This is a genomic window from Streptomyces sp. NBC_01451 (genome assembly GCF_036227485.1).
In the GTDB taxonomy this organism is placed as follows: domain Bacteria; phylum Actinomycetota; class Actinomycetes; order Streptomycetales; family Streptomycetaceae; genus Streptomyces.
The window spans coordinates 2884830-2910102 of the sequence record NZ_CP109479.1 but is presented as its reverse complement, the minus strand read 5'-3'; the positions used below and the strand labels follow the sequence as shown (position 1 = coordinate 2910102).

Sequence of the window (25273 nt, the reverse complement as noted above, 5' to 3'; positions counted from 1 at the left end):
CCCCACCCGATGACGACACTCGCCCGCCGCCCCGACACCCTCACCCGGGACGCGCTCACGGTCCTCCAGCCCGGCTTCACCGGCACCACGGCCCCCGACTGGCTGCTCCGCCGCCTCGGCGAAGGCCTGGCCTCCGTGGGCCTGTTCGGCCGCAACATCACATCCCCCGACCAACTGGCCGCCCTCACCGCCCGGTTGCGCACCGAACGCGACGACGTCCTGGTCGCGATCGACGAGGAGGGCGGTGACGTCACCCGCCTGGAGGTCCACACCGGTTCCTCCTTCCCCGGCAACCACGCCCTGGGCGCGGTCGACGACGTCGAGCTGACCCGGCAGGTGGCGTACGAACTCGGCCACCGTCTCCGGACCTGCGGGGTCAACCTCAACTGGGCCCCGTCGGCGGACGTCAACTCCAACCCCGCCAACCCCGTCATCGGTGTCCGCTCCTTCGGCGCCGACCCGGAACTGGTCGCCCGCCACACCGCGGCATACGTCACCGGCCTCCAGACGGCGGGCGTCGCCGCCTGCACGAAGCACTTCCCGGGCCACGGCGACACGTCGGTCGACTCCCACCACGCCCTCCCGCGCATCGACGCGAGCCGCTCGGTGGTGCTCGACCGTGAACTCGCCCCCTTCCGCGCCGCGATCGCCGCCGGCACCAGGGCGGTGATGAGCGCCCACATCCTGATCCCGTCGCTGGATCCCGACCGCCCGGCCACCCTCTCCCACCCCGTCCTCACGGACCTCCTGCGCGGCGAACTCGGCTACACCGGGCTGATCGTCACCGACGGCATGGAGATGCGGGCCATCGCGGGCACCTACGGCATCGAACGCGGCAGCGTCCTCGCCATCGCCGCCGGTGCCGACGCCATCTGCGTGGGCGGCGGCCTCGCGGACGACGAGACGGTACGCCTCCTGCGCGACGCCCTGGTCAGGGCCGTCCGCACGGGCGAACTCCCGGAAGAACGCCTGGCGGACGCGGCGGAACGCGTCCGGACCCTGGCCCGCTGGACGGCGACACCACCGCAGGAGCCCGCCGCCCGGCGGCCCGCCGACGTCGGCCTCCTCGCCGCCCGACGCGCCGTGGAGGCGACGTACCCGGCGGACTCCGCGCCGTTCGAACCCCTCCGCGAACCCCCGTACGTGGCCGCCTTCACCCCCGTGGCGAACTTCGCCGTCGGCAACGAGACCCCGTGGGGTGTGGCGGCCGAGCTGGTACGCCTGCTGCCCGGCACCCGCACCGGTACCTTCACCGGCGAGGCCGCGGCCCGGGCGGCCCTGGCCGAGGCGGGACCGAGCCGCATCGTGGCCGTGGTCCGGGACGAACACCGTCACCCATGGATGTCGGCGGCCCTCGACACCCTCCTCGCCGCCCGCCCCGACACGATCGTCGTCGAGATGGGCGTCCCCCAGTCCCCCCGCCGAGGCGCCGTCCACCTCGCGACCCACGGCGCGGCCCGAGTCTGCGGCCGGGCGGCGGCGGAGATCATCACGGGGGAGTAGGCCGGACGACGGCAAGAACGCCGGTCCCCCTCCAGGAGAGGGGGACCGGCACCTGTTTCTAGGGGCGCGGGGAACTGCGCGACAAGCCACAGCGGACCCGCACCCAGCGGAAAACCGAACCCGGCAGACGCACAGATCCCTTAAATCCCCTGCCAGTCAGGCTTGTTGACAAAGGTGTGCCGAAAATAATCCGCAAGCTTCAACTTCGAAGCCGCACCCTCGTCGACGACCACCGTCGCGTGCGGATGCAGCTGAAGCGCAGACGCGGGGCACACCGCGGCAACGGGCCCCTCCACGGTCGCCGCGACGGCATCGGCCTTACCCTCGCCAGTCGCAAGCAGCACCAGATGCCGAGCCTCGAGAATCGTGCCGATGCCCTGCGTGATGACGTGATGCGGCACCTGACCGATGTCGCCGTCGAAGAACCGCGCGTTGTCGATCCGGGTCTGCTCGGTCAGCGTCTTGATCCGGGTCCGCGAGCGCAGCGACGAGCACGGCTCGTTGAACCCGATGTGTCCGTCGGTCCCGATCCCCAGCAACTGCAGGTCGACGCCGCCGGCCTCGGCCAGCGCCCTGTCGTACGCCTCGCACGCCCCCCGCACGTCCTCGGCGGTCCCGTCGGGGCCCATGAACGCGTCCATGCCGATCCCGAGCGGCTCCAGCACCTCGCGCCGCAGCACCGAACGGTACGACTCCGGATGGTCGGCCGGCAGTCCCACGTACTCGTCGAGCTGGGCTATCCGCGCCCGGGACACCTCCACCGCACCGGAACCCACCTGGGCCGCGAGCGCCTGGTAGATGGGCAGCGGCGTCGAACCGGTGGCCACGCCGAGCAGGGCGGTCGGCTTGTGCCGGAGCAGCTGTGCCATGGCCCCGGCGATGAGCTCGCCACCCGCCTTGGCGTCCGGAACGATGACAACTTCCACGCTGGGCCTGCCGATCTGGATTGAGCCGTGTGGTTTAGACCAATCTAACAGACTGTGGTAACGGCGGAAATTGGCCCGGCGATCCACCCCCGCACAGGAACCAACAGGGCTAGGCTGCATGCTGGAAGCTTGGACGTCCGACTAGTTCCCCCGGGTGGCCCTCAGGTGTCGGGCCCGCTCGTGAAGGCACAACAACAAACACTCTCCAACGCGTGGACACAACCTATGGTCTAGTCCACAATACGTAGAGAGACATACGACCAGAGCCTCCGTCTTCCCCGCACAGGAAGACGGATCGAGGAACCGGGGCTCTCTGCCCTGACTGCGCCGGCTCCTCATCCATCGGCCGACCGGGACCGCACACCCCACGGCCGTTGCTGCTCCGGGCTGCGGTGCCGGGAGGGCTGAGGGTCCCTCTCAGGCGCCGCGGCCCGCGGGTGTTTCCGGGCCCGCTTCGAGGCCCCGGCGGCCTGTGCTTTCCGGCCATGTCCGGACCGGCGGGTACGCTCGCACACGTGCCCTCCATGAACGAACTCGTACGCCAGCACACCGCCCTCAGCGACTCCGACCTGGAGTGGCTGCACCTGCTGGTGTCGGAGTGGCAACTGCTCTCCGACCTCTCCTTCGCCGACCTCGTCCTGTGGGTCCCCACGAGCGACGGCACCCGCTATGTCTCGGTCGCCCAGATGCGGCCCAACACCGGCCCGACCTCGTACCAGGACGACATGGTCGGCCACCTCGTACCCCGTGGCCGCCGCCCCATGCTGGACGCCGCCCTGGACGAGGGCCGGATCGTGCGCGAGGGCGACCCGGAATGGCGCGAAGAGGTCCCTGTCCGCGTCGAGTCGATCCCCGTGCGCCGGGAGGGACGCGTCCTCGGGGTCATCGCGCGCAACACCAACCTCCTCACCGTCCGGACCCCGAGCCGACTGGAGCTGACGTATCTCCAGAGCGCCTCCGACCTGGCCCAGATGATCGCCGCCGGATCGTTCCCCTTCTCCAATCAGGTGGTCGACATGGACGCCTCGCCGCGGGTCGGCGACGGACTGATCCGGCTCGACGCCGACGGCATCGTCCAGTACGCCTCGCCCAACGCGCTGTCCGCCTACCACCGCCTCGGCCTCGCCGCCGACCTCGTCGGCCACCACCTGGGCGTGACCACCGCCGAGCTCGCTCCGTCCCGGGGCCCGGTGGACGAGGCGCTCTCCAAGGTCGCCAGCGGCTGGGCGCCGCGCGAGTTCGAGATCGAGTCCGTCGACGGGGTCATCCAGTTCCGCGCCATTCCCCTCAAGCCCAAGGGCACGCGCATCGGTTCGCTCGTCCTGCTCCGGGACGTCACCGAACTGCGCCGCCGCGAGCGAGAGTTGATCACCAAGGACGCGACCATCCGGGAGATCCACCACCGGGTCAAGAACAACCTCCAGACGGTGGCCGCCCTGCTGCGCCTCCAGGCCCGGCGTATCGAGTCGGAGCGCGGGCGCGAGGCCCTGGAGGAAGCCGTGCGGCGGGTCGGGTCCATCGCGATCGTGCACGAGACGCTCTCCCAGAACCTGGACGAACGCGTGGAGTTCGACGAGATCGCCGACCGTGTGCTCGCGATGGTCTCCGAGATCTCGCCGGGCACGGTCACCGGCCGGCGCACCGGGCGCTTCGGCATCCTGGACGCGGAGGTCGCGACCCCGCTCTCCATGGTGCTGACCGAGATCCTGCAGAACGCCCTGGAGCACGGCTTCGGACCGGGCGACACCGGCTCGGTCGAGGTCTCGGCGGTCCGCGGCGGCACGAGCAAGGAGGCCCGCCTCCTCGTCACCGTCCAGGACGACGGCGTGGGCCTGCCCGAGGGCTTCGACCCGCACCGCTCCGGCAACCTCGGCCTGCAGATCGTACGGACGCTGGTCGAGGGGGAGTTGGGCGGCACCTTCGACATGGTGCCGGCGCCCGAGCGGGGTACGCAGGTGATCCTCGACATCCCGGTGCGCGCCAACAAGTAGCGCGCGCACGGCGGCTGAGCCCGAGTGCGGGGACGGGCCCGGGTACAGCGATGAGCCCCGGACCATGGGACGGTCCGGGGCTCAGATGCTTGTTGTCATGCGCATCGGGGGCACTGCGCGCTGCGGCTCGGGGGCGGGAGATGCGTACTCGCTGTACGCGCCGCCAAGCTCAGGCTGTTACGGGGTGGGTTGTCAGGCGGTTGCCTGGCGGGCCCGGTTGCGGGCGGCGCGACGCTTCATGGCACGGCGCTCGTCCTCGCTGAGACCACCCCAGACGCCGGAGTCCTGGCCGGACTCAAGCGCCCACTGCAAGCACTGCTCCATGACGGGGCAGCGGCGGCAGACGGCCTTGGCTTCCTCGATCTGCAGCAGCGCAGGACCGGTGTTGCCGATGGGGAAGAAGAGTTCCGGGTCTTCCTCGCGGCAAACGGCGTTGTGACGCCAGTCCATGGCTGCTACCTCTCCTTGGTATTACATGCACGTTGCTTGTGAATGTGAACGCTTTCACGAATCCCCCAACAAGTGAAGGGCCGATCATCAGACGGACTGATGTGGTCCTTTGAAGTGAGGAGGGGTTCTGGCTCTCTGTGGTGGCCGGTGTTGCGGGCCGTCCCGAGCGCCACGTAGAGACTCGCAAACCTCAGCGGCGGATACAACCCCTACCGGAAAGTTTTTTTTGATTCCTCGGTGTCGGCTCAGTCACAGCCGTACTTCCATGGGGTGGACCCTGGCCTAAACGTTCGAGTGGAAGGACTTTAGCCCGTTCCGCTCACACAATCACACGCAGTGCACGGCGTACGCCTGTGAACGTCAAGCTCGTTCGCAGTCCCAGGTGGTCGCCGTCCATCTGGAGGGGCAGAGGGACCTTCGAATGCAAGGTGAAGTCCGTCAGGTCGTGCAGGGAGGTGGCGTGCCTGCCATGGGGTCCCCGTTCGGGGGACGAAGTGAGCAACTGCATGCCATACCGGGCAACCGCGCCCGTCGACATGCGGCTGAGACCGAGTACGTCGAGCCCGGTATCGAACGAAGCCTTAGGTGACGCGTACACCGGACGATTGCCCAGATACGTCCACGGGGACGTGTTGCAGACTATGGACAGCACCAGATCCGTCACCGGATCAATGCCCGGCTGTTCCAGGGTGATTGTGCCGTGCCGGCGGTTGGCCTCTCCGAGGAATTGGCGCACAACCTGCCGCAGGTAAAGGGAATGTGTGGATTTACGGCCGCGTTCCCGCTGCTGTTCCACCCGGCCGATCACACCTGCGTCGAACCCCAGTCCGGCACAGAAAGTGAACCAGCGCTCCGGCACCGACTCGTCCTCGGTGCCCTGTGTGCCTCTCGCGACACCGAGGCCCACCGTGCGCTCCCGGTCCTCGCGCAGGGCGTCCAGAAGGACGCCGGTGGCCTCCACGGCGTCGTTGGGCAGACCGAGGGCGCGGGCGAAGACGTTCGTGGAGCCGCCGGGGACCACGGCCAGACGGGGCAGCCGGTCCGGGTCGGGCCCGTTGTGCAGAAGGCCGTTCACGACCTCGTTGACCGTCCCGTCGCCGCCGAGGGCGACGACCAGCTCGATGTCCTTGCTCTCCGCCGCCTGGCGGCCGAGGTCACGCGCGTGCCCCCGGTACTCGGTGGTGACCGCCTCGAGTTTCATCTCGCTCGCGAGAGCATGGGTCAGCACATCGCGCGTACGTGCGCTTGTGGTGGTAGCCGCCGGATTGACCACGAGAAGTGCACGCATGCGAAGCAGGGTACCTACTCGGTGGTACTCGGCCCAGGGCAGGTTAGGGATCAGTAAGAAGCAGGGGGCGTGAGCCGGGCGCTCCGCGGGAAACGCCGCAGGAGGCCGCGGGTGCGTTGTGGCCGGTCGCGCCCCGCGTTGGAGCCGCGATGTGTCACAGCCCCGCGCCCCCATGGGCGCGGGCCGAGCGCCCTGACGTCCAGGGCTACCCTTCTCGGGTGAGCGCTGAGCAGACCCCCGCCCCGGAAACCCTCGAACCGACGGGGCCGCGGCCCCTGCGGCTGACCGCGGCGGCCGTGCTCGCCGCTCTGGAGGGGCTCGCCCTGATGGTCGGCGGGGCCTTCATCCTCGTCCTGGGGCTGACGGGCGACCCGGACGACCGGCAGCAGGCCGTCACCGGCGGCGTCACACTGATCGTGCTCGCGCTGCTGCCGCTGCTCGCCGCGCGCGGGCTGCTGGGGCGGCGGAGCTGGAGCCGGGGGCCGGCCGTCATCACGCAGATCATGGCGCTGCCCGTCGCCTACAACCTGCTCCGGGCCGACAGTGTGGCCATCCCGGGCGGGATCGTGCTGGGTGTCGTGGCGGTCACCGCGCTGGTGCTGCTGGTGAACCAGGAGACGACCCGGGCCCTCGGGATCCGGGGGCCCGGCAGGGAATCCGAGTAGATCCCGAGGGGATGCCCTTCGGGTTACTCCTCCACCAGGAGCTTCTCGCGCAGCTGGGCCAGGGTCCGGGCCAGCAGGCGGGAGACGTGCATCTGGGAGATGCCGACCTCCTGCGCGATCTGCGACTGCGTCATGTTGCCGAAGAAGCGCAGCAGCAGGATGCGCTTCTCGCGGGGCGGGAGATCCTCCAGGAGAGGCTTGAGCGACTCGCGGTACTCGACGCCCTCCAGGGCCTCGTCGTACGAGCCCAGGGTGTCCGCGACGGCCGGGGACTCGTCGTCCGTGTCGGGAACGTCCAGGGACAGCGTGGAGTAGGCGTTGGCCGACTCCAGGCCCTCCAGGACCTCCTCCTCCGAGATGCCCAGCTTCTCGGCGAGCTCGTGGACCGTGGGGGAGCGGCCGTGCCGCTGCGAGAGCTCCGCGGTCGCCGTGGTGAGCGAGAGGCGCAGCTCCTGGAGCCTGCGCGGGACGCGGACCGCCCACCCCTTGTCACGGAAGTGCCGCTTGATCTCGCCGACGACCGTCGGGGTCGCGTACGTCGAGAACTCGACACCGCGGTCCGGGTCGAAGCGGTCGACCGACTTGATCAGGCCGATCGTCGCGACCTGGGTCAGGTCGTCCAGCGGCTCACCGCGGTTGCGGAAGCGGCGCGCGAGGTGCTCGACGAGCGGCAGATGCATACGGACCAGCCGGTTGCGCAGCTCCGCGTACTCGGCGCTGCCGTCCGGCAGTGCGCGCAGCTCGTAGAAGAGGGCGCGCGCTCCGCTGCGGTCCGTCGGGGAGTGCTGTGCGGCCTGCGCCGACGGCTGTGCCGTCTGCTGTGTGCCCTGCGCGTCGTCTCGTTCGTGCTCGCTCATCGTCCCGCCCGTCGACCCTCCCGGAGTCCGAGCGTCGGCTCGAACAGGGGAGAGCTCACTTGGCCCTTCCAGGGGCGCACTCTGCACGGCACCTTCCCGATCCAGCTGCCCGTCGTCCATGAAGCCCGCCTCCGGGGGGTTCTCCTCCGGGTGCGGCCGGGCCTGCTCGGGGATGCCGGAGATACCGGCGATGCCGGAAATGGCGTCCGCCGTGCTCCGCTGCCCGTCCGGGCCGTCGCTGCCCGCCGCGGGCAGCTCCCGTGTGCCGCGCTCTTCGTCCCGCACCGGCCCGTCCCCGTTCCTCACGCCGGCCCGGGTCCCGCGCCGCGCTTCTTGTAGAGACTGATCGACACGGTCTTGTCCTCGGCCACGGTCGAGTCGACCTGGCCGGCGAGGGCCGACAGGACGGTCCACGCGAAGGTGTCGCGCGCGGGGGCGTGACCGTCCGTGGTCGGGGCCGAGACCGTGACCTCCAGGGAGTCGTCGATCAGTCGGAACACACAGCTGAGTACGGAGCCGGGCACGGCCTGCTGAAGCAGGATCGCGCAGGCCTCGTCCACCGCGATGCGCAGGTCCTCGATCTCGTCGAGGGTGAAGTCCAAACGGGCCGCGAGGCCGGCCGTGGCCGTACGCAGCACCGACAGGTAGGCACCCGCGGCCGGCAGCCGGACTTCGACGAAGTCCTGGGTCGCGGGCTCGCCTGCGAACTGGGACACCCTCACCTCCAAGGTGGTACAAGCTCTTTCGGGGGCCGAGGGTCGCCCCCCGGGTAACGCGATAGGTGGTTCAGCGGTGACGCTACCGCGCTCTCGACTTTCCTGTCCCGGGACCCCAGCCCTTTGTCGTCACTCATAGTAAACCTGTGAATACGCACAGTGGCTAGGGGTCTGCGGGCCCAATTGGGAAGAGCGCGCGCCGGGTTGACGTACCCAGACGTCAGACGGTCGAACCGTCCGGATCCAGAGTCACACGAGTACGCCCTCGGTCACCAATGCCCCTGCTCACACGGGCCGGAGGTCATACGAGGACGTGGTCGACGAAGCACCAGCGCCAGCTCTCGCCGGGTTCGAAGGTCCGCATCACCGGGTGCCCGGTCTCCTTGTGGTGCTCTGTCGCGTGGCGCATCGGCGAGGAGTCGCAACAGCCGACATGGCCGCATTCCAGGCAGAGGCGCAACTGCACCGGGTGGGTTCCGGCCGCCAGGCACTCCGGACAGGTCTCGTTCTGCGGCTGGGGTTCCGGGAGCGGCAGCGCGTCGGCATGCGTGCACTGTTTCATGATTGCCAGGTTACGACGGCTGTGCGGTGGGCCGCGCGGAAAGCCGGAGTGCGCGGATGCCAGGGTGGGTGGAAACGAGAGTGGGCCGAAACCGATGCATGTGATGCCACTGCTCCTGCTGGTCGCGGGCAGCGCCGCCATTGCCGCCGCGGGCCGCCGCACCCCTGTTCCGCCCCCGCTGCTGCTGGTCGCCGCCGGCCTGGTGTTCGCGTACGTCCCCTGGGTGCCCGACTACGCGCTCGACCCGCATGTGGTCCTGCCGCTGATGCTGCCCCCGCTGCTGTACACGGCGGCCGTCGACAGCTCGTACCTCGACCTGCGCGCGCAAGTGAGGCCCGTGGCACTGCTGTCGGTGGGGTACGTGCTCTTCGCGACCCTCGTCGTCGGCTGGGCCGCCTATGTGATCGTGCCCGGGCTGCCGCTGACCGCCGCGCTGGTGCTCGGTGCGGTGGTGGCCCCGCCGGACGCCGTCGCGGCGACGGCGATCGCGCGCCGGGTGGGGCTGCCGTCGCGGGTCACCACCATTCTCCAGGGCGAGTCCCTGGTGAACGACGCCACCGCGATCACCGCGTACCGCGTCGCTCTCGCGGCGGCCGTCGGGGAGGGCGCGACCTGGGCGGGCGGGATCGGCGAGTTCCTGCTCGCGGCCGTCGGCGGCATCGGGATCGGGCTGGTCCTGATGATGCCGATCCACTGGCTGCGCACCCACCTGAAGGAAGCGCTGCTCCAGAACACCCTCTCCCTGCTGATCCCGTTCGCGGCGTACGCGGTCGCCGAGGAGGTGCACGCCTCCGGGGTCCTCGCGGTGGTGGTCGTGGCGCTCTATCTGGGTCACCGCGCGTGGGAGGTCGATTTCGCGACCCGCCTTCAGGAGGAGGCGGTCTGGAAAATGGTCGCCTTCGTACTCGAATCGACCGTCTTCGCCCTGATCGGGCTCCAACTGCCGGTCGTCCTGGAAGGACTTGGGGAGTACGAGGGTGCCGACGCCGCCTGGTACGCGGTCGCCGTCTTCGTCGTGGTCGTCGTCACCCGGTTCGCCTGGGTCTATCCCGGGACGTTCGTGCCCCGGCTGCTGTCGGCGCGGATCCGGGAACGCGAACCGAACCCGACCTGGAAGGGCGCGTTCGTCATCTCCTGGGCCGGGATGCGGGGGGTCGTCTCGCTGGCCATCGCCTTCTCGATCCCGCTCACGATGGAGGGCGGCGAGGCGTTCCCGGAACGGAACCTGGTGCTCTTCCTGACCTTCACGACGGTCATCGGCACCCTGGTCGTCCAGGGTCTGACACTCCCGCCCCTGCTCCGGCTGCTGAAGCTGCCCGGGCGGGACGCGCAGGCCGAGACGCTCGCGGAGGCGAACGCCCAGGCGCAGGCGTCCAGGGCGGCACAGCGGCGCCTGGAGGGCCTGCTGGAGGACGAGAGCAACACGCTGCCGCCCCCGCTGGCCGACCGGCTGCGCATGGTGCTGGAGCGCAGACAGAACGCCGTCTGGGAGCGGCTGGGCTCGGTCAACCCCGTGACCGGCGAGACGGTGGACGACACCTACCGGCGGCTGTCCCGCGAGATGATCAGCGCGGAGCGGGAGGTGTTCGTGCGGCTGCGGGACGGCCGCCACATCGACGACGAGATGCTGCGGACCCTGCTGCGACGGCTGGACCTGGAGGAGGCGGCGGCGTTCAGGGAGGCGGAGTAGACGCAGGCCCGTTCCGGTCGGCTACGGGAACGGGCGGCCCGTGATCACCGCCGCGACGGTGGTTCCGTTCGCGAACGCGCCCTCCTCGGCGAGGGTGACAAGTCCGTAGAGCATCTTGGCGACATAGAGACGTTCCACGGGTACGTCGTGACGGGCCTCGAAGTCGTCGGCGAAGGCGTGCAGTTCGGGAGGCGTACGGGCGTAGCCGCCGAAGTGGAAACGGTCGTCGAGGGTCCAGGAGCCGCGGGGCCCGCCGAAGGTGAGGTCCTGGAGGGCGCGTATCTCCGCGTCCAGGAAGCCCCCCTTGAGGACCGGGACGCCGAGGGCGCGCTGCTCCGGGGCGAGGCCGGCGGCGAGGCCGGCGAGGGTGCCGCCGGTGCCGCAGGCCACGACGACGACGTCGGCGTGGCCGCGCAGCTCCTCTCCCAGAGCGCGGCAGCCGCGTACGGCGAGAGGGTTGCTGCCGCCCTCCGGCACGACGTACGCGTCCTCGGCGCCGGCCGCCCGCAGGACGGCGGTGAGGGTGTCGGGGTCGGTCTTGTGCCGGTACGTCGTTCTGTCGACGAAGTGCAGGCGCATGCCGTTCGCCGCGCAGTGGGCGAGGGAGGGGTTGAGGGGGCGGCCGGCGAGTTCCTGACCGCGGACCACGCCGACCGTGGGCAGGCCCAGGAGGCGGCCGGCGGTGGCTGTGGCACGCAGGTGGTTGGAGTAGGCGCCACCGAAGGTGAGGATCGGCCGGCCGGCGGCGGCGTCCAGGTTGGGGACCAGCTTGCGCCACTTGTTGCCGATCAGGTCCGGGTGGATCAGGTCGTCGCGCTTGAGGAGCAGCCGGAGGGAGCGACGGGCGAAGCGGGGGTCCGCGAGTTCCTGGAGGGGGCTGGGGAGAGGCACGGGGCCATTGTCGACCGGTCCGGGGTTCAGGACACGAGACACGGGTGCGGTCTCCAGTGTCGGCGCGCCCCCGCCGGCCCGTCCGGCGTTTGTGGACGGGGCCCTTCAGGGCCGGCAGCGGGGGCCCGGGCGCGCAGCCCCCGGGAACGGTAGGGGGATGGATGGGGATGGGGTGGGGCGGGCAGGGGCCGCGGCGCGGGGGCGGGGAAAGCCCCTACTTCAAACGGTCCCGTACCCGTTCCCTCAGCCACTGCATGGTGAAGCCCCGGGGATCGATCTTGCCGGGCTGCCATTCGAGATGCCCGATCACCGACCGTTCCGTCCAGCCGTGGTGGCGGCACACCGCCGCGGCGACCTTCTCGATGGCGTCGAGCTGGGCCTGCGGCCAGGGATCCGCCCCGTCACCGAGGTTCTCGCACTCGAAGCCGTAGAAGTGCCGGTTGCCGTCGGTGTTGGCCTCGTTGTCCGGCGGCAGCGCCTTCTCCGCGATCACCGCGCGCAGGACGTCGTCGTCGCCCAGGCCCGCGTGGTTGGCCCTGCCGTAGCCGACCAGATGGACACGGCCGTCCTTGGTGATGACGCCGTGACACAGGGGGCCGGGCAGCTCGGCGTAGCCCGCCCGGCAGAGTTCCACCGTGTACTCGCTGCCCTCGGTCACCGTGTGATGGATCATCACGCCGTGGACCGGGCCCCAGGGACCCTTGTGGTTGCGGTTGTGGTGGACCCAGTCGCCCACTTCGACGACGACGACGCCTTCTTCCCTGAGCCGGTCCAGGAAGTCGGCAGCGGACATGGGTGGGGCCATGACCGTCTCCTTCGCGCTGCGCGACGGTCACCGGTCGTGACCGCCTCATACCGCAGCTTGTACCGGAATCCGACGGTCGGGGGCCAGTTGTTCGCACGGCGTGCGAGCCGATCCGGTCAGCGGCGCCGATACGGCGTCACCGGCTGTCACTGGTGCAGGAACGAGTCCCCGTGCACCGCGATGTGGCTCTCCAGGGCCTGAAGGGCCCGCTGTGTCGCGTCGGGGGAACCACTGCCGCGTCGCTCCGCGTAGTACGCCGCGCCCACCTTCTTGAGCAGGTCGCCGCCGGCCCGCTGGGCCTGCACCTCGTCGAGCTTCTGCTTGCCCTGCGTCAGGCCGCGCTGTGCCTGTTCCTTGGCGCGGTCCAGGAAGCCTGCCATCGGTGTCTCCTCAGTTCGTCGTCCGTCGTCTGTTCCAACGGCCGGCCCGATCTTGAAGTTCCCCTGGAGAGGCATTTCCCGTTCGCCGGGTCGAACGAGCTGGCGAAGAACTCCCATGTGCCCACTTCGGCAATGATCCATTCCCGCTCATTCGTGTAATAGCACTGACACGCTCGGTGAGGAAGGCTGGTGCGCGCAGGCGTCCGATGCGGAGCACACCCGAGGGGGGTCGCCGCACCGGCGCATTACGCGTTAATGGGAGGGCAGTTCTTTATGTCGGTAGGCGAAGAGATCCGCACGGAGCAGGACAAGCCGCAGCAGAGTCTCGGCACTTCGGCCGCGCGGAATCTGGCCACCACCACCAAATCCGTACCCCAGATGCAGGAGATCAGCTCACGCTGGCTGCTGCGGATGCTTCCCTGGGTGAACGTGCAGGGTGGTGCATACCGTGTGAACCGGCGGCTCACCTACTCCGTGGGAGACGGCCGTCTGACGTTCGTGAAGACGGGCGACCGCGTGGAAGTGGTCCCCGCCGAACTGTCCGAGTTGCCGGCGCTGCGGGACTACGAGGACGAGGAGGTGTTCGCCGAACTGGCCAGGCGTTGCCAGCAGCGGGAGTTCGCACCCGGCTCGGAGATCGCCTCCTTCGGCAGCGCGAACGACGAGGTGTTCCTGCTGGCCCACGGCAAGGTCGAGAAGATCGGCACGGGCCCGTACGGCGACGACACCGAACTCGGCATGCTGGCCGACGGCGCCTACTTCGGCGACCAGGCGCTCCTCGACCCCGATGCCCTGTGGGAGTACACGGCCCGCGCGGTCACCACATGCATCGTGCTGACACTCTCCCGTCAGCACTTCGAGCAGGTCGCCGAGCGTGCCGACTCGCTGCGCGAGCACCTCCGGGCGCTGAGCGCGATCCCGGAGCAGAGCGCCAACAGGTACGGCGAGAAGCAGATCGACCTCGCGGCCGGTCACCACGGCGAGGCGGACATCCCGCGCACGTTCGTCGACTACGAGGCGAAGCCCCGCGAGTACGAACTGAGCATCGCCCAGACGGTGCTGCGCATCCACTCCCGCGTGGCCGACCTCTACAACCAGCCGATGAACCAGACCGAGCAGCAACTCCGGCTCACGGTCGAGGCACTGAAGGAGCGCCAGGAGCACGAACTCATCAACAACCGGGAGTTCGGGCTCCTCAGCAACTGCGAGTACGACCAGCGGCTCCAGCCGCACGACGGCGTGCCCAGCCCCGACGACCTGGACGAACTGCTCAGCAGGCGGCGCGGGACCAAGTTCCTGCTCGCCCACCCGCGCGCGATCTCCGCGATCGGCCGTGAGCTGAACAAGCGCGGACTCGTCCCCGAGACGATCGACATGAGCGGCAACCGCATCCCCACCTGGCGCGGGGTGCCGATCTTCCCGTGCAACAAGATCCCGGTCACCGAGGCCCGTACGACCTCGATCATCGCCATGCGTACCGGCGAGGACGAGCAGGGGGTCATCGGGCTCCAGCAGGCCGGCATCCCGGACGAGATCGAGCCCAGCCTGTCCGTGCGGTTCATGGGCATCAACGAACAGGCGGTCATCAACTACCTGGTGACGGCCTACTACTCGGCGGCAGTCCTGGTGCCGGACGCCCTCGGAGTGCTGGAGAACGTCGAGATCGGCCGCTGGCGATGACCCGGGCCCACGGCCCGGCCGAGACCATCGGGACTCTGGATCCGGAGAGGCGGAACCCCATCGGCAGTCCGGCGGAGAGGCCTTCGGAGCGATCACCGGAGTCCGGGGGACGGGAGCGGCCGGCCGTGGGCACAGGGCACGCGAGGCAGGGGGGATCATCCCCCGTACCCGTACGGGGGAAGGGGGAGGAGAGGACGGCGTCCGGCGGGGCGGACGGGCAGGACGCCGCTCTCATCCTGGAACAGTCCCGGACCGTGGTCGATCCCGCGCTGCGCGCGGCGATCGAGTCGCTGCCCGGGTCCATGCGCCGCGTCGCCCTCTACCACTTCGGGTGGGAGCACGCGGACGGCAGTCCGGCGGCGGGCAACGCGGGCAAGGCCATCCGCCCGGCCCTCGTGCTGACCGCCGCCGCGGCACTCGGCGGCCGGCCGGAGGCGGCCGTGCGAGCGGCTGCCGCGGTGGAACTGGTCCACAACTTCACCCTGCTGCACGACGACGTCATGGACCGGGACACCACCCGCAGACACCGGCCCACCGCGTGGACCGTGTTCGGCGACGCCGACGCGATCCTCGCGGGGGATGCCCTGCAGGCCCTGGCGCTGAGGCTGCTCGCCGAGGACCCGCATCAGGCGTCGGCCACCGCCGCCGCCCGGCTCGCGTCCTGCGTCGTCGAACTGTGCGAGGGGCAGCACGCGGACACGGCCATGGAGAAGCGGGGCCCCGACGAGGTCACCCTCGACGAGTGCCTCGTCATGGCCGAGGCCAAGACGGGCGCACTGCTCGGCTGTGCCTGCGCGCTCGGGGCGCTGTACGCGGGCGGGTCGGCGGAGGACGTCGAGGCGATGGACGCGTTCGGCCGGGAGGCCGGGCTCGCCTTTCAGCTCATCGACGACGTGATCGGGATATGGGGGGACCCGAGCCGCACCGGCAAGCCGGCCGGGGCGGATCTGGTCGCCCGCAAGAAGTCCCTGCCCGTGGTCGCCGCACTGGCCTCCGGCACACCGGCGGCCACCGAACTGGCCGAGTTGTACGGAGTTCCGTACGACGAGGGGCAGGAAGGGGCGCTGGAGCGGACGGTGCTCGCCGTCGAGCGGGCGGGCGGCCGGGACTGGGCGCAGCTCCAGGCGGCCGACCGGATGGCCCGCGCGATACACGAACTGTCCCGCGCGGTCCCCGACCCGGAGGCGGCCGGCGGCCTGCTGTCCCTGGCGGAGTTCGTGACCCGCCGCACCACCTGAGACCCCGGAGCCACCCGCGGCGGGGCGTACGGCCCTGACTCCGTACGTCCCGGCGCGGCGCTCCGGTCTGGCGGGTCCCGCACATCCCCACGGTGTGCGGGCCCCGTCACACATCCCTCACCCGTTAGGCTCAACCGCCGTAAGATCAACGGCGGTTGAGACAAAAGGGGCGGGCATGGGCGTGGCGATACGTACGGCGGGCGAGGACGACCGGGAGCTGGTCGTCCGGCTGCTCGACGGGGCGTTCCAGGACGATCCGGTGAGCGGCTGGGTCTTCCCGGACCCGGATCACCGCCGCGCGACGCATCCCAGACTGATGGCCGCCTTCCTGGACATCGTGCTCGCCGAGGGCCGCGTCGACCTCACCGAGGACGGCACGGCATGCGCGCTGTGGCTGTCCGTCCCCGCCGACACCCACGCGGAGAACGCGGAGAACGACGGGGAGGAGAAGGAGGAGGGAGTAGAGGGGGAGACCGGGCAGGGCGACGACGCCGCCCGGATGCGTGAGGCAGTCGATCCCGACAACGAGCGCGTCGAGCTGATCGCGCAGCTCACGGCCGGGATACACCCCTCCGGACGTGCCCACGAATACCTGTGGATGATCGGCGTCGCACCGGACAGCCAGGGCCGGGGACTGGGTACCGCCCTCGTCCAGCACGTCCTGGACCGCTGCGACCGGGAGGGACTGGCCGCCTACCTGGAGGCCAGCAGCGCCCGCAGCCGCACGCTGTACGAGCGGCTCGGCTTCGACCTCCTCGACAGCCCCCTCGAACTCCCGGACGGCCCCCGTATGTGGCCCATGTGGCGCGAGCCCCAGCCCTGATCCCCGGGCCCTGATCGCCGGCCCTGGTCCCCACCAGCCGCCTCCGGCGCGACCCCCGGCAGAAAACCCCGAACCGGTGGGGAGCGCCCCGGTCCCTCCGGCAATACCCTGATTGCATGGGCAGAGAAGAGCACGACTGTCCCGTCTGCGGGCAGCACGTGACCACGGTGGTGCGGCGGTACAAGACCCTGGGCGCATGGGTGCCCAAGTGGGTCGCCGGGCCGTGCCGGAACACCGAGTGCGAGGCGTACGTCGACCCGGAGGCCGAGGCGGAGGCCGCTGCCGGTTCGGCGGCGAAGAGCCGGCCCGCCACGGAGAAACCCTGAGGCCGGGTCCGGGCCGCGAGCCGTGCCGGGAGCACCGGTCGGCCGGTGTACGCGCGGCACGGGCAGGCCCGTAGGTTGGGTTCATGTCCTCATCGCACATACTCCACATCACCGAACGCTCCCTCTGGGACGCGGCCCGCGAGCAAGGCGCGTACGAGATGTCGACGCGTGGCCGCACCCTCCGGGAGCAGGGCTTCGTCCACTGCTCGACCCGAGCCCAACTCCCGGCCGTGGCAGCCTTCCTGTACGGCTCCTACGACGGCCCCGACGACCTGGTGGTGCTGGTCGTGGACCCCGCACTGCTCGACGTGCCCCTGAAGTACGAGGCCCCGGACCCGGGCGGCGAGGAGTTCCCGCACGTGTACGGGCCGATCCCGGTGGCAGCCGTGGTCGACGTCGAGGCCTGGGGGTGAGCCGCGGGCCGTCGCGAAGCGCGGGCGGTTGTTGAGGTCCGGGTGGTCGCGGTGGCCGTCGGGGGTGCGCTCACGGTGTGGCTGCGGGACTCGGCGGCGGAGCAGCCGGACAGGACGGGCGACAGCGATCCTGGGCCGGCGCCGCGGCAGGACACGGAGTACGCGTGCCCGCCGCGCCGGGAGGTCACCCGGAGGCGGCGCCTGAGGCCGCTCCGACGCTCGTGGCGTGTGCATACGGGATCGGTCGCTGGGCGGGATCGGCCGTGGGCGTCGCCTTCGGCAGCCCGCCGGTCTCCGGGTCGCGGCCGGTGAGGCAGTACGTGCCGCCCGCCGGGTCGCGCATGACCGTCCAGTGGGCGTGCCGGGCGACGACCGTGGCCCCCAGCTGCCGGTGGCGGGCGCCGGTCGCCCCGATGTCGGCGCAGGCCAGGTCCAGGTGGGCGGAGGCGGCGGGCCGCTCGGTGCCGAGGCGCTGAAGGAGGATGCGGACCGGGAGGCCGGCCGGAGGCCTGAGCACGTGGAACTCCGGGAGCGAGCCGGCGAGGGAGTCCCAGGCGGTGAGGCGCTCCCAGAAGGCGACTTCCGTGCCGTGGGCGGCGGGCGGGATGTCGATGGACACCTGGTCGAGGCGGCTGCCGTCCACCACGGCGGGCCGTACCGCCTCCCCGTGCCAGGGCACGGCGCAGAACAGCTGCCCTGCGGGTGAGCGCAGCACGGACCAGCCGTCGTACGCCCCGACGACCGTCGCCCCGAGCGCCGACGCCGCTCCGACGAAGGCGTCGACGTCCTCGACGGCGAAGTCGAGATGGGCGCCGCCGTCCCCGGAGGCCACCCCCTGGACCTTGACGCAGGCGTCGCCCGTGCCCGGCAGCAGGGTCACGAACTCGCCCTGCTCACCCCGGGTCTCGGACACCCGGGTGCCCGTGACGGCGGCCCAGAACGCCTGGGCGGCGCCGAGATCGCCGACGGGCCGGTCGACGAAGGCGTAGGTCCAGCGGATGCCGCTGTCGGTGCCGAAGCCGTTGCTCATGGCGTGATCGTAAGGTGACGGTCGTCCACGTCACCTGCGTTTTTTCCAGGAACAGGCTTTGCCCGCAGTTCGTCGCGAGTACGCCTGCGCTTGCTTCCATCGAACGCATGGACCACATCACGTTCCTGGTGGCGGTCGTCATCGTGACGGCCCTGGCCTTCGCCTCCACCAACGGGTTCCACGACACGGCGAACGCGATGGCCACCTCCATCGCCACCGGCGCCCTGAAGCCGAGAACCGCGGTCCTGCTCGCCGGTGTCCTCAACATCGTCGGCGCCTTCCTGACCACCGAGGTCGCGAAGACGATCTCCGGCGGCATCGTCGACGACACGCTCGTCACCCCGGGGATGATCTTCGCGGGGCTGGTCGGGGCGATCCTGTGGAACCTGATGACCTGGCTGGTGGGGCTGCCGTCGAGCTCCTCGCACGCCCTGATCGGCGGGCTGATCGGCGCGGTGTGGGTGGGTGCGGGCGCCGAGGGCGTGCACTTCACCAAGGCCGTCGAGAAGGTGCTGATCCCGGCGCTCGCCTCACCGCTGGTGGCCGGGATCGCGGCGCTGATCGCCACGTACCTCGCCTACAGGCTCACGGCCCGCGCCCGGAAGGACTCGGTGACCAGGGTGGCCGCGGTGAGCCTCGGAGCCACCGTCGCCGTGGTCGGCGCCTTCGCCTTCGGCGTCCTCGGACTCGCCCGGGTCGAGAGTGCGCGTGAGAATGACGGAGGTACCCACGCGCTCGGGTTCGCCCAGGCGGGGCTGTGCTTCCTGGCGTGCGCGGCCGTGGTCGCGTACGGCATCTGTCTGATCGTGCCGCAGTTCCACGGACCGCCACTGACCACTACCGATGACTATCGACCGCTACTGACTGTCACTGATCGTCATTGACCGCTGATGTTGATGCCAAGGAGGCCGACGGTATGACACCGCTGATGTCCGGACTGAAGGTCGACTACAGCGACCTCGACGAACCCGTCCTCGTCCGGCCGGACGGCACGCCGGTCGACACCTGGCGGGAGAACTATCCGTACTCCGAGCGCATGGAGCGCCGGGAGTACGACCTGCACAAACGGCTCCAGCAGATCGAACTGCTGAAGCTGCAGAGCTGGATCAAGCAGACCGGACGCCGGCTCGTCGTCGTCTTCGAGGGCCGGGACGCGGCCGGAAAGGGCGGCACGATCAAGCGCTTCACGGAGCATCTCAACCCGCGCGGCGCCCGCGTGGTGGCTCTGGAGAAGCCCACCGAACGCGAACGCGGCCAGTGGTACTTCCAGCGGTACGTCGAACACCTCCCGACCGCCGGCGAGATAGTCCTCTTCGACCGCTCCTGGTACAACCGGGCCGGCGTGGAACGGGTCATGGGCTTCTGCACGGACGACGAGTACCGCCGCTTCACCCGCCAGGCCCCGCTGTTCGAGCGCATGCTCGTCGACGACGGCGTCGACCTGATCAAGTTCTGGTTCTCGGTCTCCCAGGGCGAGCAGCGCACCCGCTTCACGATCCGCCAGGTCGACCCCGTACGGCAGTGGAAGCTGAGCCCCATGGACCTCGCCTCCCTGGACCGCTGGGACGACTACACGGCCGCCAAGGTCGCCATGTTCCGTGCGACGGACACCGAACAGGCCCCCTGGACGGTGGTGAAGAGCAACGACAAGAAGCGCGCGAGGGTGGAGGCGATGCGCAGCGTCCTGGCCCGCTTCGACTACACGGGCAAGGACGAGGAGGTCGTCGGCAGCCCGGACCCGAGCATCGTGGGCTCGGCGGTGAACCTGCTGGAGGCGGGGGAGGATGACGACGGCGTGTGAACGCCGCCCCACCCGAACCCGGGAGCCGCTGACGTGACCGACCGCACCCCATCCACATCCGCATCCACCTCCGCATCCATGTCCGCCTCCGCGTCCGCCTCCGTCGGCACCGAGCGAGTCCGCCTCGCCGAGAGCGCGTACGGCAGCGACCGGGACCTGGCCGCCCGGCAGTCGATCTACCAGTGGCAGACGCCCCGTCACGACCTGCCGGGCATCGTCGTCGAGCAACTGGGCGGGGTGCGGGCGAGCGGGCGCGTGGTCGACGTCGGCTGCGGCAACGGCAAGTACGTCCAGCGGCTGCGCGAGGACCGGCCCGACCTGTCCGCACTGGGTCTGGACATCTCACCCGGCATCCTCGCCACGGTCCCCGGCCCGGTCGCCGTGGCGGACGTCACGCGGCTGCCGCTGGCCACGGGGAGCGTCGACGCGGCCCTGGCGATGCACATGCTCTACCACGTGCCCGACATCCCGCAGGCGGTAAGGGAGCTGGCACGCGTCGTCGCGCGGGACGGGGTGGTGATCGTCTCGACCAACAACGACCGGGACAAGGCCGAACTGGACGACCTGTGGCACCGGGCCGTCGGCGACGTGCTCGGCACCGGGCAGGAGCCGGCCCGGTTCTCGATCGGTGGCCGCTTCTCCCTGGAGAAGGCTCCGGACTTCCTCGGGGCGGAGTTCGGCCGGGTGCGGACGATCGAACTGCCCAGCACCGTCACGGTCCGCGAGCCCGAGCCGGTCGTCGCGTACCTGGCGTCCTACCGGGCCTGGGCGGACCAGTACGGCACGCCCTTCGACGCGACCGTCGAGCGGGCCCGTGCCATCGTCACCGACCGGATCGCCCGCGAGGGGAAGTTCGAGGTCGGCTGCCGGGCGGGGATTCTCGTCTGCCGGCGCTGAACGGGCCGACGTCGCCCGGGCGGAAGAATGGGAGAAGGGCCGGTCAGCCTTCGACCGGCCCTTCGAAGAAGGCTTGCATCAGGCCTTCTTCGTCTCCCAGAAGATCTTGTCGATCTGGGCGATGTAGTCCAGCGCCTTCTGGCCCGTCGCCGGGTCCACGGACGCCTTGGCGGCCGAGAGGGCCTTCAGGGCGTCGTTGACCAGCTGGTGCAGCTCCGGGTACTTCTCGAAGTGCGGCGGCTTGAAGTAGTCGCTCCACAGGACCGAAACGTGGTGCTTGGCGAGCTCTGCGCGCTGCTCCTTGATGACGGTGGCGCGCGCCTGGAAGTGCGGGTCGTCGTTGGCTGCCATCTTGTCCTGCACGGCCTTCACCGACTCCGCCTCAATGCGGGCCTGGGCCGGGTCGTACACACCGCAGGGCAGGTCGCAGTGAGCGCTGACCTTGACCTTGGGGGCAAACAGGCGGGAAAGCATGGAGCGTTCCTTCCTCGTGATCGTCTTCTCAGGTTGGACATTACTCCCTGAGAGAGGGGTTTTCGCGAGTGCCCCCATGGGCTTAGGACAAAAGTAGGGCGTCAGACTGGTACTCGTGGAGGATGGACCGGGGAGGTGCCGGGATGCCGGAGCTGTCGCAGGAGAGCGAACACGGAAGTGAACACGGGAGCGAACCCGGGAGCGAGCGCGGAGGGGCCGCGAAGCCCTTCGGCTGGGTCTCCGTGACCGGACCGTCGATGGTGCCCACGCTGTATCACGGTGACTTTCTCGTGGTGCGGTACGGGAACCGGGTCAGGGCCGGGGACATCGTCGTCCTGCGTCATCCGTTCCAGCAGGACCTGCTGGTCGTCAAACGGGCGGTGGAGCGCCGTGAGGGCGGCTGGTGGGTGCTCGGGGACAACTCCTTCGCCGGCGGCGACAGCACCGACTACGGCACCGTGCCGCACGATCTGATCCTGGGCAGGGTCCGGTTCCGGTACCGGCCGCTCAAGCCCGGTCAGCGTTCGCCGCTGACGCTGCTGCGCTGGGCGGTGTCGGCGGCCAGGCCCGTCTTCTCGGACCGGTCCGCCTCCAGGCGCTTGCGGGCACGGTAGGCGGCCACGTTGGCCCGCGTCGCGCAGCGGTCGGAGCAGTAGCGGCGGGAGCGGTTCGTCGAGGTGTCGAGGTAGGCGTTGCGGCAGGGCGGCGCCTCGCACAGGCCGAGGCGGTCCACGCCGTACTCGGTGAGGTGGAAGGCCAGGCCCATGGCGGCGATGGCCGCGAAGCCCGCCGTCGCGTTCGACGGGTGGTCGGCGAGGTGCATGTGCCACAGCGGGCGTCCGTCGTCGTCCCGGAAGTCGTGCCCGGAGATCTGCGGGCTCACCGGGAACTCCAGCAGGAGTGAGTTCAGCAGGTCCACCGAGAGCGTCTCGTCGCCCGTGTCCGCCGCCTCGAAGACCGCGCGCAGACGGGCCCGTACGGAGCGGAACCGGGTCACGTCGGCGTCGGTGGCGCGGCGGGCGGCCTGCTGGTTGGCGCCGAAGAGATCGCGGACGGCGTCGATCGAGGTCAGCGAGTCCTTTCCGCGGGCCGGTTCCTCGGTGTTGACGAGGCGCACGGCATAGTCCGAGTAATAGGCCAGTTCCACTTGTAGTCCTTACGAGGGCGCTCTATGGTCGTGAATGCGAGGAAGTAACGGCTGATATTGCTTCCAGGGTATTACGCATGCGTGCGAAGCGGGCGACTGAGCGACCGACGGGGAGGGGTTCTCCATGACGACCACCACTGGCACCACCGACACCACCGGGACAGACGCCGGAACCGACTGGCATGCCTGGCAGACGAGCTGGGACCGGCAGCAGGAGTGGTACATGCCGGACCGCGAGGAACGGTTCCGGATCATGCTCGACATGGTCGAGGCCCTCGTCGGCCCCGCCCCGCGCGTACTCGATCTCGCCTGCGGCACGGGAAGTATCACGTCCCGGCTGCTCGACCGGTTCCCGGAGGCCACCAGTACCGGCGTCGACCTCGACCCGGCGCTCCTCGCCATCGCCGAGGGCACCTTCGCGGGCGACGACCGCGTCACCCTCGTCACGGCCGACCTCAAGGACCCGCGGTGGACGAGCGGGCTGCCGTACGACTCGTACGACGCCGTTCTGACCGCCACCGCCCTGCACTGGCTGCACAGCGAACCCCTCGCGGACCTCTACGGCCGGATCGCGGAGCTCGTCCGCGGCGGCGGTCTGTTCATGAACGCGGACCACATGATCGACGACAGCACGCCCCGGATCAACGCGGCGGAGCGCGCACTGCGCCACGCACGTATGGATCAGGCCAAACACGACGGCGCCGTCGACTGGGCGGAGTGGTGGCGGCTCGCCGCGCAGGACCCCGCCCTCGCCGGCCCGACCGCCCGCCGCTTCGAGATCTACGGCGAGCACGCCGACGGCGACATGCCCTCCGCCGGGTGGCACGCGCGCGTGCTGCGCGAGAAGGGGTTCGCGGAGGCACGGCCGGTGTGGTGCTCGCCGTCGGACACGCTGCTGCTCGCGCTCAAGTAGCCCGGCACGGCGCAGGGGGCGGTACGAGGATCTCGTACCGCCCCCTGCGCGTGTCCGCTGCCGTCTCTGCCGGTGTCAGAGCACCTTCGACAGGAACGACTGCGTGCGCTCGTGCTGCGGGTTCGTCAGGACGTCGCGCGGGTTGCCGGACTCGACGACCACGCCGCCGTCCATGAAGACCAGGCTGTCGCCCACCTCGCGGGCGAAGCCCATCTCGTGGGTGACGACGACCATCGTCATACCGGACTCGGCCAGGTCCCGCATGACGTCGAGGACGTCACCGACCAGCTCCGGGTCCAGCGCCGAGGTCGGCTCGTCGAACAGCATCAGCTTCGGGTCCATCGCGAGGGCCCGGGCGATGGCGACGCGCTGCTGCTGGCCGCCGGAGAGCTGCGAGGGGTAGTTGCCGGCCTTGTCGGCCAGGCCCACGCGCTCCAGGAGCTGGCCCGCACGCTCACGGGCCTGTGCCTTGCCCACGCCCTTGACCTGGACCGGGGCCTCCATGACGTTCTCCAGCGCCGTCATGTGGGGGAACAGGTTGAAGCGCTGGAAGACCATGCCGATGTCCCGCCGCTTCAGCGCGACCTCGCTGTCCTTCAGCTCGTACAGCTTGTCGCCCTTCTGGCGGTAGCCGACCAGCTCACCATCGACGTACAGGCGCCCGGCGTTGACCTTCTCCAGGTGGTTGATGCACCGGAGGAACGTCGACTTGCCGGAGCCGGAGGGGCCGATGAGGCAGAACACCTCGCCCGACTTCACCTCCAGGTCGATGCCCTTGAGGACCTCGACGGGGCCGAAGGACTTGTGGACGCCCTCCGACTTGACCATCGCGACGCCGTCCGCGGACCCGGTGACCTTTTCCGTGCTCATGGTCAGCGCCTCCAGCTTCCGAGCGACAGCATGTTCGCCTTGATCTTCTGGAACGGCGTGTCCGCGAGCGTACGGCTGGAACCGCGCGCGTAGTACCGCTCGATGTAGTACTGGCCGACGCTGAGGACCGAGGTGAGGATCAGGTACCAGGCGGCGGCGAGGAAGTACATCTCCACCGGGGCACCGGACGTCTGCCCGATGTCCTGGGCGTAGCGGAACAGTTCGGCGAACTGGACCACCGACACCAGCGAGGTCGTCTTGAGCATGTTGATGACCTCGTTGCCCGTGGGCGGCACGATCACGCGCATCGCCTGCGGGATCACGATCCGGCGCAGGGTCTTGGCGTGGCTCATGCCCAGGGCGTGCGAGGCCTCGGTCTGGCCCTCGTCGACCGACAGGAGGCCCGCGCGGCAGATCTCCGCCATGTAGGCGGCCTCGTTCAGGCCCAGGCCCAGGAGCGCCGTCAGGAGCGGCGTCATGAAGCTGGACCAGTAGTCCTTGTAGATCGGACCGAGGTTGATGTAGGTGAAGACCAGGCCCAGGTTGAACCAGACCACGAGCTGGACCAGGACCGGGGTGCCGCGGAAGAACCAGATGTAGAACCAGGCGATGGTCGAGGTCACCGGGTTCTTCGACAGTCGCATGACGGCGAGCAGGATGCCGCCGACGATGCCGATCACCATCGAGAGGACCGTCAGCAGGAGGGTCTTCCCGACGCCCGTCATGATGCGGTCGTCGAAGAAGTAGTCCGGTACGGCGCCCCAGTTGATGTTGCCCTGGGCGAACGCGTAGACGATCGCGACGAAGATCGCGATGGCGATCACGGCCGAGACGTACCGCCCGTAGTGCCGGACCGGGATGGCTTTGATGGCCTCCGGTCCGGCCGGGGGAGTGTCCGCCGGTCCTGTCGCCTTGTCGATGTCAACAGTCACGGATG

28 protein-coding genes are annotated in these 25273 nt (G+C 70.1%); 14 read left to right on the top strand and 14 right to left on the bottom strand.

Annotation, left to right across the window (positions count from 1 at the left end):
• Positions 1 to 9: 9 nt before the first annotated feature.
• Complete coding sequence (locus OG595_RS12295) at positions 10 to 1503, top strand: glycoside hydrolase family 3 protein (RefSeq protein ID WP_329271080.1); 1494 nt, start codon at positions 10 to 12, stop codon at positions 1501 to 1503.
• A gap of 140 nt (positions 1504 to 1643) precedes the next feature.
• Here OG595_RS12295 and nagB read toward each other — a convergent pair whose 3' ends face one another.
• Positions 1644 to 2429 (bottom strand): glucosamine-6-phosphate deaminase, encoded by a 786-nt coding sequence (nagB, locus tag OG595_RS12290; RefSeq protein WP_329271077.1) that lies wholly within the window; start codon positions 2427 to 2429, stop codon positions 1644 to 1646.
• Between the two features lie 515 nt (positions 2430 to 2944).
• On the opposite strand from nagB, the gene OG595_RS12285 reads away from it, so the two are divergent.
• Entirely contained in the window at positions 2945 to 4420 is a 1476-nt protein-coding gene (locus tag OG595_RS12285) for a sensor histidine kinase (protein ID WP_329271075.1), read from the top strand.
• A 192-nt stretch (positions 4421 to 4612) separates the two neighbouring features.
• Here OG595_RS12285 and OG595_RS12280 read toward each other — a convergent pair whose 3' ends face one another.
• Positions 4613 to 4870, bottom strand: a complete 258-nt coding sequence (locus tag OG595_RS12280) for a WhiB family transcriptional regulator (RefSeq protein ID WP_006380970.1) — start codon at positions 4868 to 4870, stop codon at positions 4613 to 4615.
• A 319-nt stretch (positions 4871 to 5189) separates the two neighbouring features.
• Positions 5190 to 6158 (bottom strand): diacylglycerol/lipid kinase family protein, encoded by a 969-nt coding sequence (locus tag OG595_RS12275; RefSeq protein ID WP_329271071.1) that lies wholly within the window; start codon positions 6156 to 6158, stop codon positions 5190 to 5192.
• 218 nt (positions 6159 to 6376) lie between these two features.
• On the opposite strand from OG595_RS12275, the gene OG595_RS12270 reads away from it, so the two are divergent.
• A complete protein-coding gene (locus tag OG595_RS12270; RefSeq protein WP_329271068.1) occupies positions 6377 to 6823 on the top strand; it encodes a hypothetical protein in 447 nt (148 codons plus the stop codon).
• A gap of 23 nt (positions 6824 to 6846) precedes the next feature.
• On the opposite strand, the gene OG595_RS12265 is transcribed toward OG595_RS12270, so the two are convergent.
• The 3 genes from OG595_RS12265 to OG595_RS12255 form a co-directional block, all read right to left on the bottom strand.
• Positions 6847 to 7986: an RNA polymerase sigma factor SigF gene (locus tag OG595_RS12265; protein WP_329271066.1), complete on the bottom strand. Its 1140-nt coding sequence runs from the start codon at positions 7984 to 7986 to the stop codon at positions 6847 to 6849.
• Positions 7983 to 8396: an anti-sigma regulatory factor gene (locus tag OG595_RS12260; RefSeq protein WP_053744517.1), complete on the bottom strand. Its 414-nt coding sequence runs from the start codon at positions 8394 to 8396 to the stop codon at positions 7983 to 7985. The genes OG595_RS12265 and OG595_RS12260 overlap by 4 nt, the downstream gene beginning before the upstream one ends.
• 301 nt (positions 8397 to 8697) lie before the next feature.
• Complete coding sequence (locus OG595_RS12255; protein ID WP_329271061.1) at positions 8698 to 8958, bottom strand: UBP-type zinc finger domain-containing protein; 261 nt, start codon at positions 8956 to 8958, stop codon at positions 8698 to 8700.
• A 94-nt stretch (positions 8959 to 9052) separates the two neighbouring features.
• On the opposite strand from OG595_RS12255, the gene OG595_RS12250 reads away from it, so the two are divergent.
• A complete protein-coding gene (locus OG595_RS12250; RefSeq protein WP_329271058.1) occupies positions 9053 to 10648 on the top strand; it encodes a Na+/H+ antiporter in 1596 nt (531 codons plus the stop codon).
• Between the two features lie 21 nt (positions 10649 to 10669).
• Here the strand turns inward: OG595_RS12250 and OG595_RS12245 are convergent, their stop codons facing one another.
• From OG595_RS12245 to OG595_RS12235, 3 genes are all read right to left on the bottom strand, one after another.
• Positions 10670 to 11539, bottom strand: coding sequence for a 1-aminocyclopropane-1-carboxylate deaminase/D-cysteine desulfhydrase (locus tag OG595_RS12245; protein ID WP_329271055.1), 870 nt, complete (start codon positions 11537 to 11539; stop codon positions 10670 to 10672).
• A gap of 214 nt (positions 11540 to 11753) precedes the next feature.
• A complete protein-coding gene (locus OG595_RS12240) occupies positions 11754 to 12344 on the bottom strand; it encodes an N-acetylmuramoyl-L-alanine amidase (RefSeq protein ID WP_329271052.1) in 591 nt (196 codons plus the stop codon).
• A gap of 146 nt (positions 12345 to 12490) precedes the next feature.
• Complete coding sequence (locus OG595_RS12235; protein WP_329271049.1) at positions 12491 to 12724, bottom strand: hypothetical protein; 234 nt, start codon at positions 12722 to 12724, stop codon at positions 12491 to 12493.
• A 273-nt stretch (positions 12725 to 12997) separates the two neighbouring features.
• On the opposite strand from OG595_RS12235, the gene OG595_RS12230 reads away from it, so the two are divergent.
• From OG595_RS12230 to OG595_RS12210, 5 genes are all read left to right on the top strand, one after another.
• Entirely contained in the window at positions 12998 to 14404 is a 1407-nt protein-coding gene (locus OG595_RS12230; protein ID WP_329271046.1) for a family 2B encapsulin nanocompartment shell protein, read from the top strand.
• Entirely contained in the window at positions 14395 to 15642 is a 1248-nt protein-coding gene (locus OG595_RS12225) for a family 2 encapsulin nanocompartment cargo protein polyprenyl transferase (protein ID WP_443073333.1), read from the top strand. Before OG595_RS12230 ends, OG595_RS12225 begins: the two co-directional genes overlap by 10 nt.
• A 175-nt stretch (positions 15643 to 15817) precedes the next feature.
• Positions 15818 to 16465, top strand: coding sequence for a GNAT family N-acetyltransferase (locus OG595_RS12220; RefSeq protein WP_329271041.1), 648 nt, complete (start codon positions 15818 to 15820; stop codon positions 16463 to 16465).
• A gap of 116 nt (positions 16466 to 16581) precedes the next feature.
• Complete coding sequence (locus tag OG595_RS12215) at positions 16582 to 16791, top strand: hypothetical protein (RefSeq protein ID WP_329271039.1); 210 nt, start codon at positions 16582 to 16584, stop codon at positions 16789 to 16791.
• 83 nt (positions 16792 to 16874) lie between these two features.
• Positions 16875 to 17204, top strand: a complete 330-nt coding sequence (locus OG595_RS12210) for a DUF952 domain-containing protein (protein ID WP_329271037.1) — start codon at positions 16875 to 16877, stop codon at positions 17202 to 17204.
• A gap of 184 nt (positions 17205 to 17388) precedes the next feature.
• Here OG595_RS12210 and OG595_RS12205 read toward each other — a convergent pair whose 3' ends face one another.
• Positions 17389 to 18234 (bottom strand): VOC family protein, encoded by an 846-nt coding sequence (locus tag OG595_RS12205; RefSeq protein WP_329271035.1) that lies wholly within the window; start codon positions 18232 to 18234, stop codon positions 17389 to 17391.
• A gap of 107 nt (positions 18235 to 18341) precedes the next feature.
• Here OG595_RS12205 and OG595_RS12200 point away from each other — a divergent pair, with 107 nt between their 5' ends.
• The 3 genes from OG595_RS12200 (at position 18342) to OG595_RS12190 (ending at position 20932) form a co-directional block, all read left to right on the top strand.
• Positions 18342 to 19118, top strand: a complete 777-nt coding sequence (locus OG595_RS12200; protein ID WP_329271032.1) for an inorganic phosphate transporter — start codon at positions 18342 to 18344, stop codon at positions 19116 to 19118.
• A gap of 32 nt (positions 19119 to 19150) precedes the next feature.
• Positions 19151 to 20035 (top strand): polyphosphate kinase 2, encoded by an 885-nt coding sequence (gene ppk2 / locus OG595_RS12195; protein WP_329271029.1) that lies wholly within the window; start codon positions 19151 to 19153, stop codon positions 20033 to 20035.
• A gap of 78 nt (positions 20036 to 20113) precedes the next feature.
• The gene (locus OG595_RS12190; RefSeq protein ID WP_329271027.1) at positions 20114 to 20932 is read left to right on the top strand and encodes a class I SAM-dependent methyltransferase; all 819 of its coding nucleotides are present in this window, start codon (positions 20114 to 20116) and stop codon (positions 20930 to 20932) included.
• Between the two features lie 78 nt (positions 20933 to 21010).
• On the opposite strand, the gene sodN is transcribed toward OG595_RS12190, so the two are convergent.
• On the bottom strand, positions 21011 to 21406 hold the full coding sequence (gene sodN, locus OG595_RS12185) for a superoxide dismutase, Ni (protein WP_329271025.1): 396 nt from the start codon (positions 21404 to 21406) through the stop codon (positions 21011 to 21013).
• A gap of 143 nt (positions 21407 to 21549) precedes the next feature.
• On the opposite strand from sodN, the gene sodX reads away from it, so the two are divergent.
• Positions 21550 to 22020: a nickel-type superoxide dismutase maturation protease gene (gene sodX, locus OG595_RS12180; protein WP_329271023.1), complete on the top strand. Its 471-nt coding sequence runs from the start codon at positions 21550 to 21552 to the stop codon at positions 22018 to 22020.
• On the opposite strand, the gene OG595_RS12175 is transcribed toward sodX, so the two are convergent.
• Positions 21924 to 22553, bottom strand: a complete 630-nt coding sequence (locus OG595_RS12175) for a CGNR zinc finger domain-containing protein (RefSeq protein ID WP_164322472.1) — start codon at positions 22551 to 22553, stop codon at positions 21924 to 21926. The genes sodX and OG595_RS12175 overlap by 97 nt on opposite strands.
• A 124-nt stretch (positions 22554 to 22677) precedes the next feature.
• Here OG595_RS12175 and OG595_RS12170 point away from each other — a divergent pair, with 124 nt between their 5' ends.
• Positions 22678 to 23466, top strand: a complete 789-nt coding sequence (locus tag OG595_RS12170) for a class I SAM-dependent methyltransferase (RefSeq protein ID WP_329271019.1) — start codon at positions 22678 to 22680, stop codon at positions 23464 to 23466.
• A 75-nt stretch (positions 23467 to 23541) separates the two neighbouring features.
• Here the strand turns inward: OG595_RS12170 and OG595_RS12165 are convergent, their stop codons facing one another.
• Together OG595_RS12165 and OG595_RS12160 are read right to left on the bottom strand one after the other, a co-directional pair.
• Positions 23542 to 24336 carry an amino acid ABC transporter ATP-binding protein gene (locus tag OG595_RS12165; protein ID WP_329271017.1) on the bottom strand — a complete coding sequence of 265 codons (795 nt, stop codon included), beginning with the start codon at positions 24334 to 24336 and terminating at the stop codon, positions 23542 to 23544.
• Positions 24337 to 24338: 2 nt separating this feature from the next.
• On the bottom strand, positions 24339 to 25268 hold the full coding sequence (locus OG595_RS12160) for an amino acid ABC transporter permease (protein WP_329271015.1): 930 nt from the start codon (positions 25266 to 25268) through the stop codon (positions 24339 to 24341).
• Positions 25269 to 25273 lie beyond the last annotated feature (5 nt).

Coding starts and splice junctions, on each gene's coding strand:
- OG595_RS12240 (WP_329271052.1), bottom strand. CDS start 12,344: ATGGCCCCACCCATGTCCGCTGCCGACTTCCTGGACCGGCTCAGGGAA.
- OG595_RS12275 (WP_329271071.1), bottom strand. CDS start 6,158: ATGCGTGCACTTCTCGTGGTCAATCCGGCGGCTACCACCACAAGCGCA.
- OG595_RS12220 (WP_329271041.1), top strand. CDS start 15,818: ATGGGCGTGGCGATACGTACGGCGGGCGAGGACGACCGGGAGCTGGTC.
- OG595_RS12250 (WP_329271058.1), top strand. CDS start 9,053: ATGCATGTGATGCCACTGCTCCTGCTGGTCGCGGGCAGCGCCGCCATT.
- OG595_RS12215 (WP_329271039.1), top strand. CDS start 16,582: ATGGGCAGAGAAGAGCACGACTGTCCCGTCTGCGGGCAGCACGTGACC.
- OG595_RS12190 (WP_329271027.1), top strand. CDS start 20,114: ATGTCCGCCTCCGCGTCCGCCTCCGTCGGCACCGAGCGAGTCCGCCTC.
- OG595_RS12210 (WP_329271037.1), top strand. CDS start 16,875: ATGTCCTCATCGCACATACTCCACATCACCGAACGCTCCCTCTGGGAC.
- OG595_RS12255 (WP_329271061.1), bottom strand. CDS start 8,958: ATGAAACAGTGCACGCATGCCGACGCGCTGCCGCTCCCGGAACCCCAG.
- OG595_RS12230 (WP_329271046.1), top strand. CDS start 12,998: ATGTCGGTAGGCGAAGAGATCCGCACGGAGCAGGACAAGCCGCAGCAG.
- OG595_RS12295 (WP_329271080.1), top strand. CDS start 10: ATGACGACACTCGCCCGCCGCCCCGACACCCTCACCCGGGACGCGCTC.
- OG595_RS12200 (WP_329271032.1), top strand. CDS start 18,342: ATGGACCACATCACGTTCCTGGTGGCGGTCGTCATCGTGACGGCCCTG.
- OG595_RS12280 (WP_006380970.1), bottom strand. CDS start 4,870: ATGGACTGGCGTCACAACGCCGTTTGCCGCGAGGAAGACCCGGAACTC.
- OG595_RS12235 (WP_329271049.1), bottom strand. CDS start 12,724: ATGGCAGGCTTCCTGGACCGCGCCAAGGAACAGGCACAGCGCGGCCTG.
- sodN (WP_329271025.1), bottom strand. CDS start 21,406: ATGCTTTCCCGCCTGTTTGCCCCCAAGGTCAAGGTCAGCGCTCACTGC.
- OG595_RS12165 (WP_329271017.1), bottom strand. CDS start 24,336: ATGAGCACGGAAAAGGTCACCGGGTCCGCGGACGGCGTCGCGATGGTC.
- ppk2 (WP_329271029.1), top strand. CDS start 19,151: ATGACACCGCTGATGTCCGGACTGAAGGTCGACTACAGCGACCTCGAC.
- OG595_RS12170 (WP_329271019.1), top strand. CDS start 22,678: ATGACGACCACCACTGGCACCACCGACACCACCGGGACAGACGCCGGA.
- sodX (WP_329271023.1), top strand. CDS start 21,550: ATGCCGGAGCTGTCGCAGGAGAGCGAACACGGAAGTGAACACGGGAGC.
- OG595_RS12205 (WP_329271035.1), bottom strand. CDS start 18,234: ATGAGCAACGGCTTCGGCACCGACAGCGGCATCCGCTGGACCTACGCC.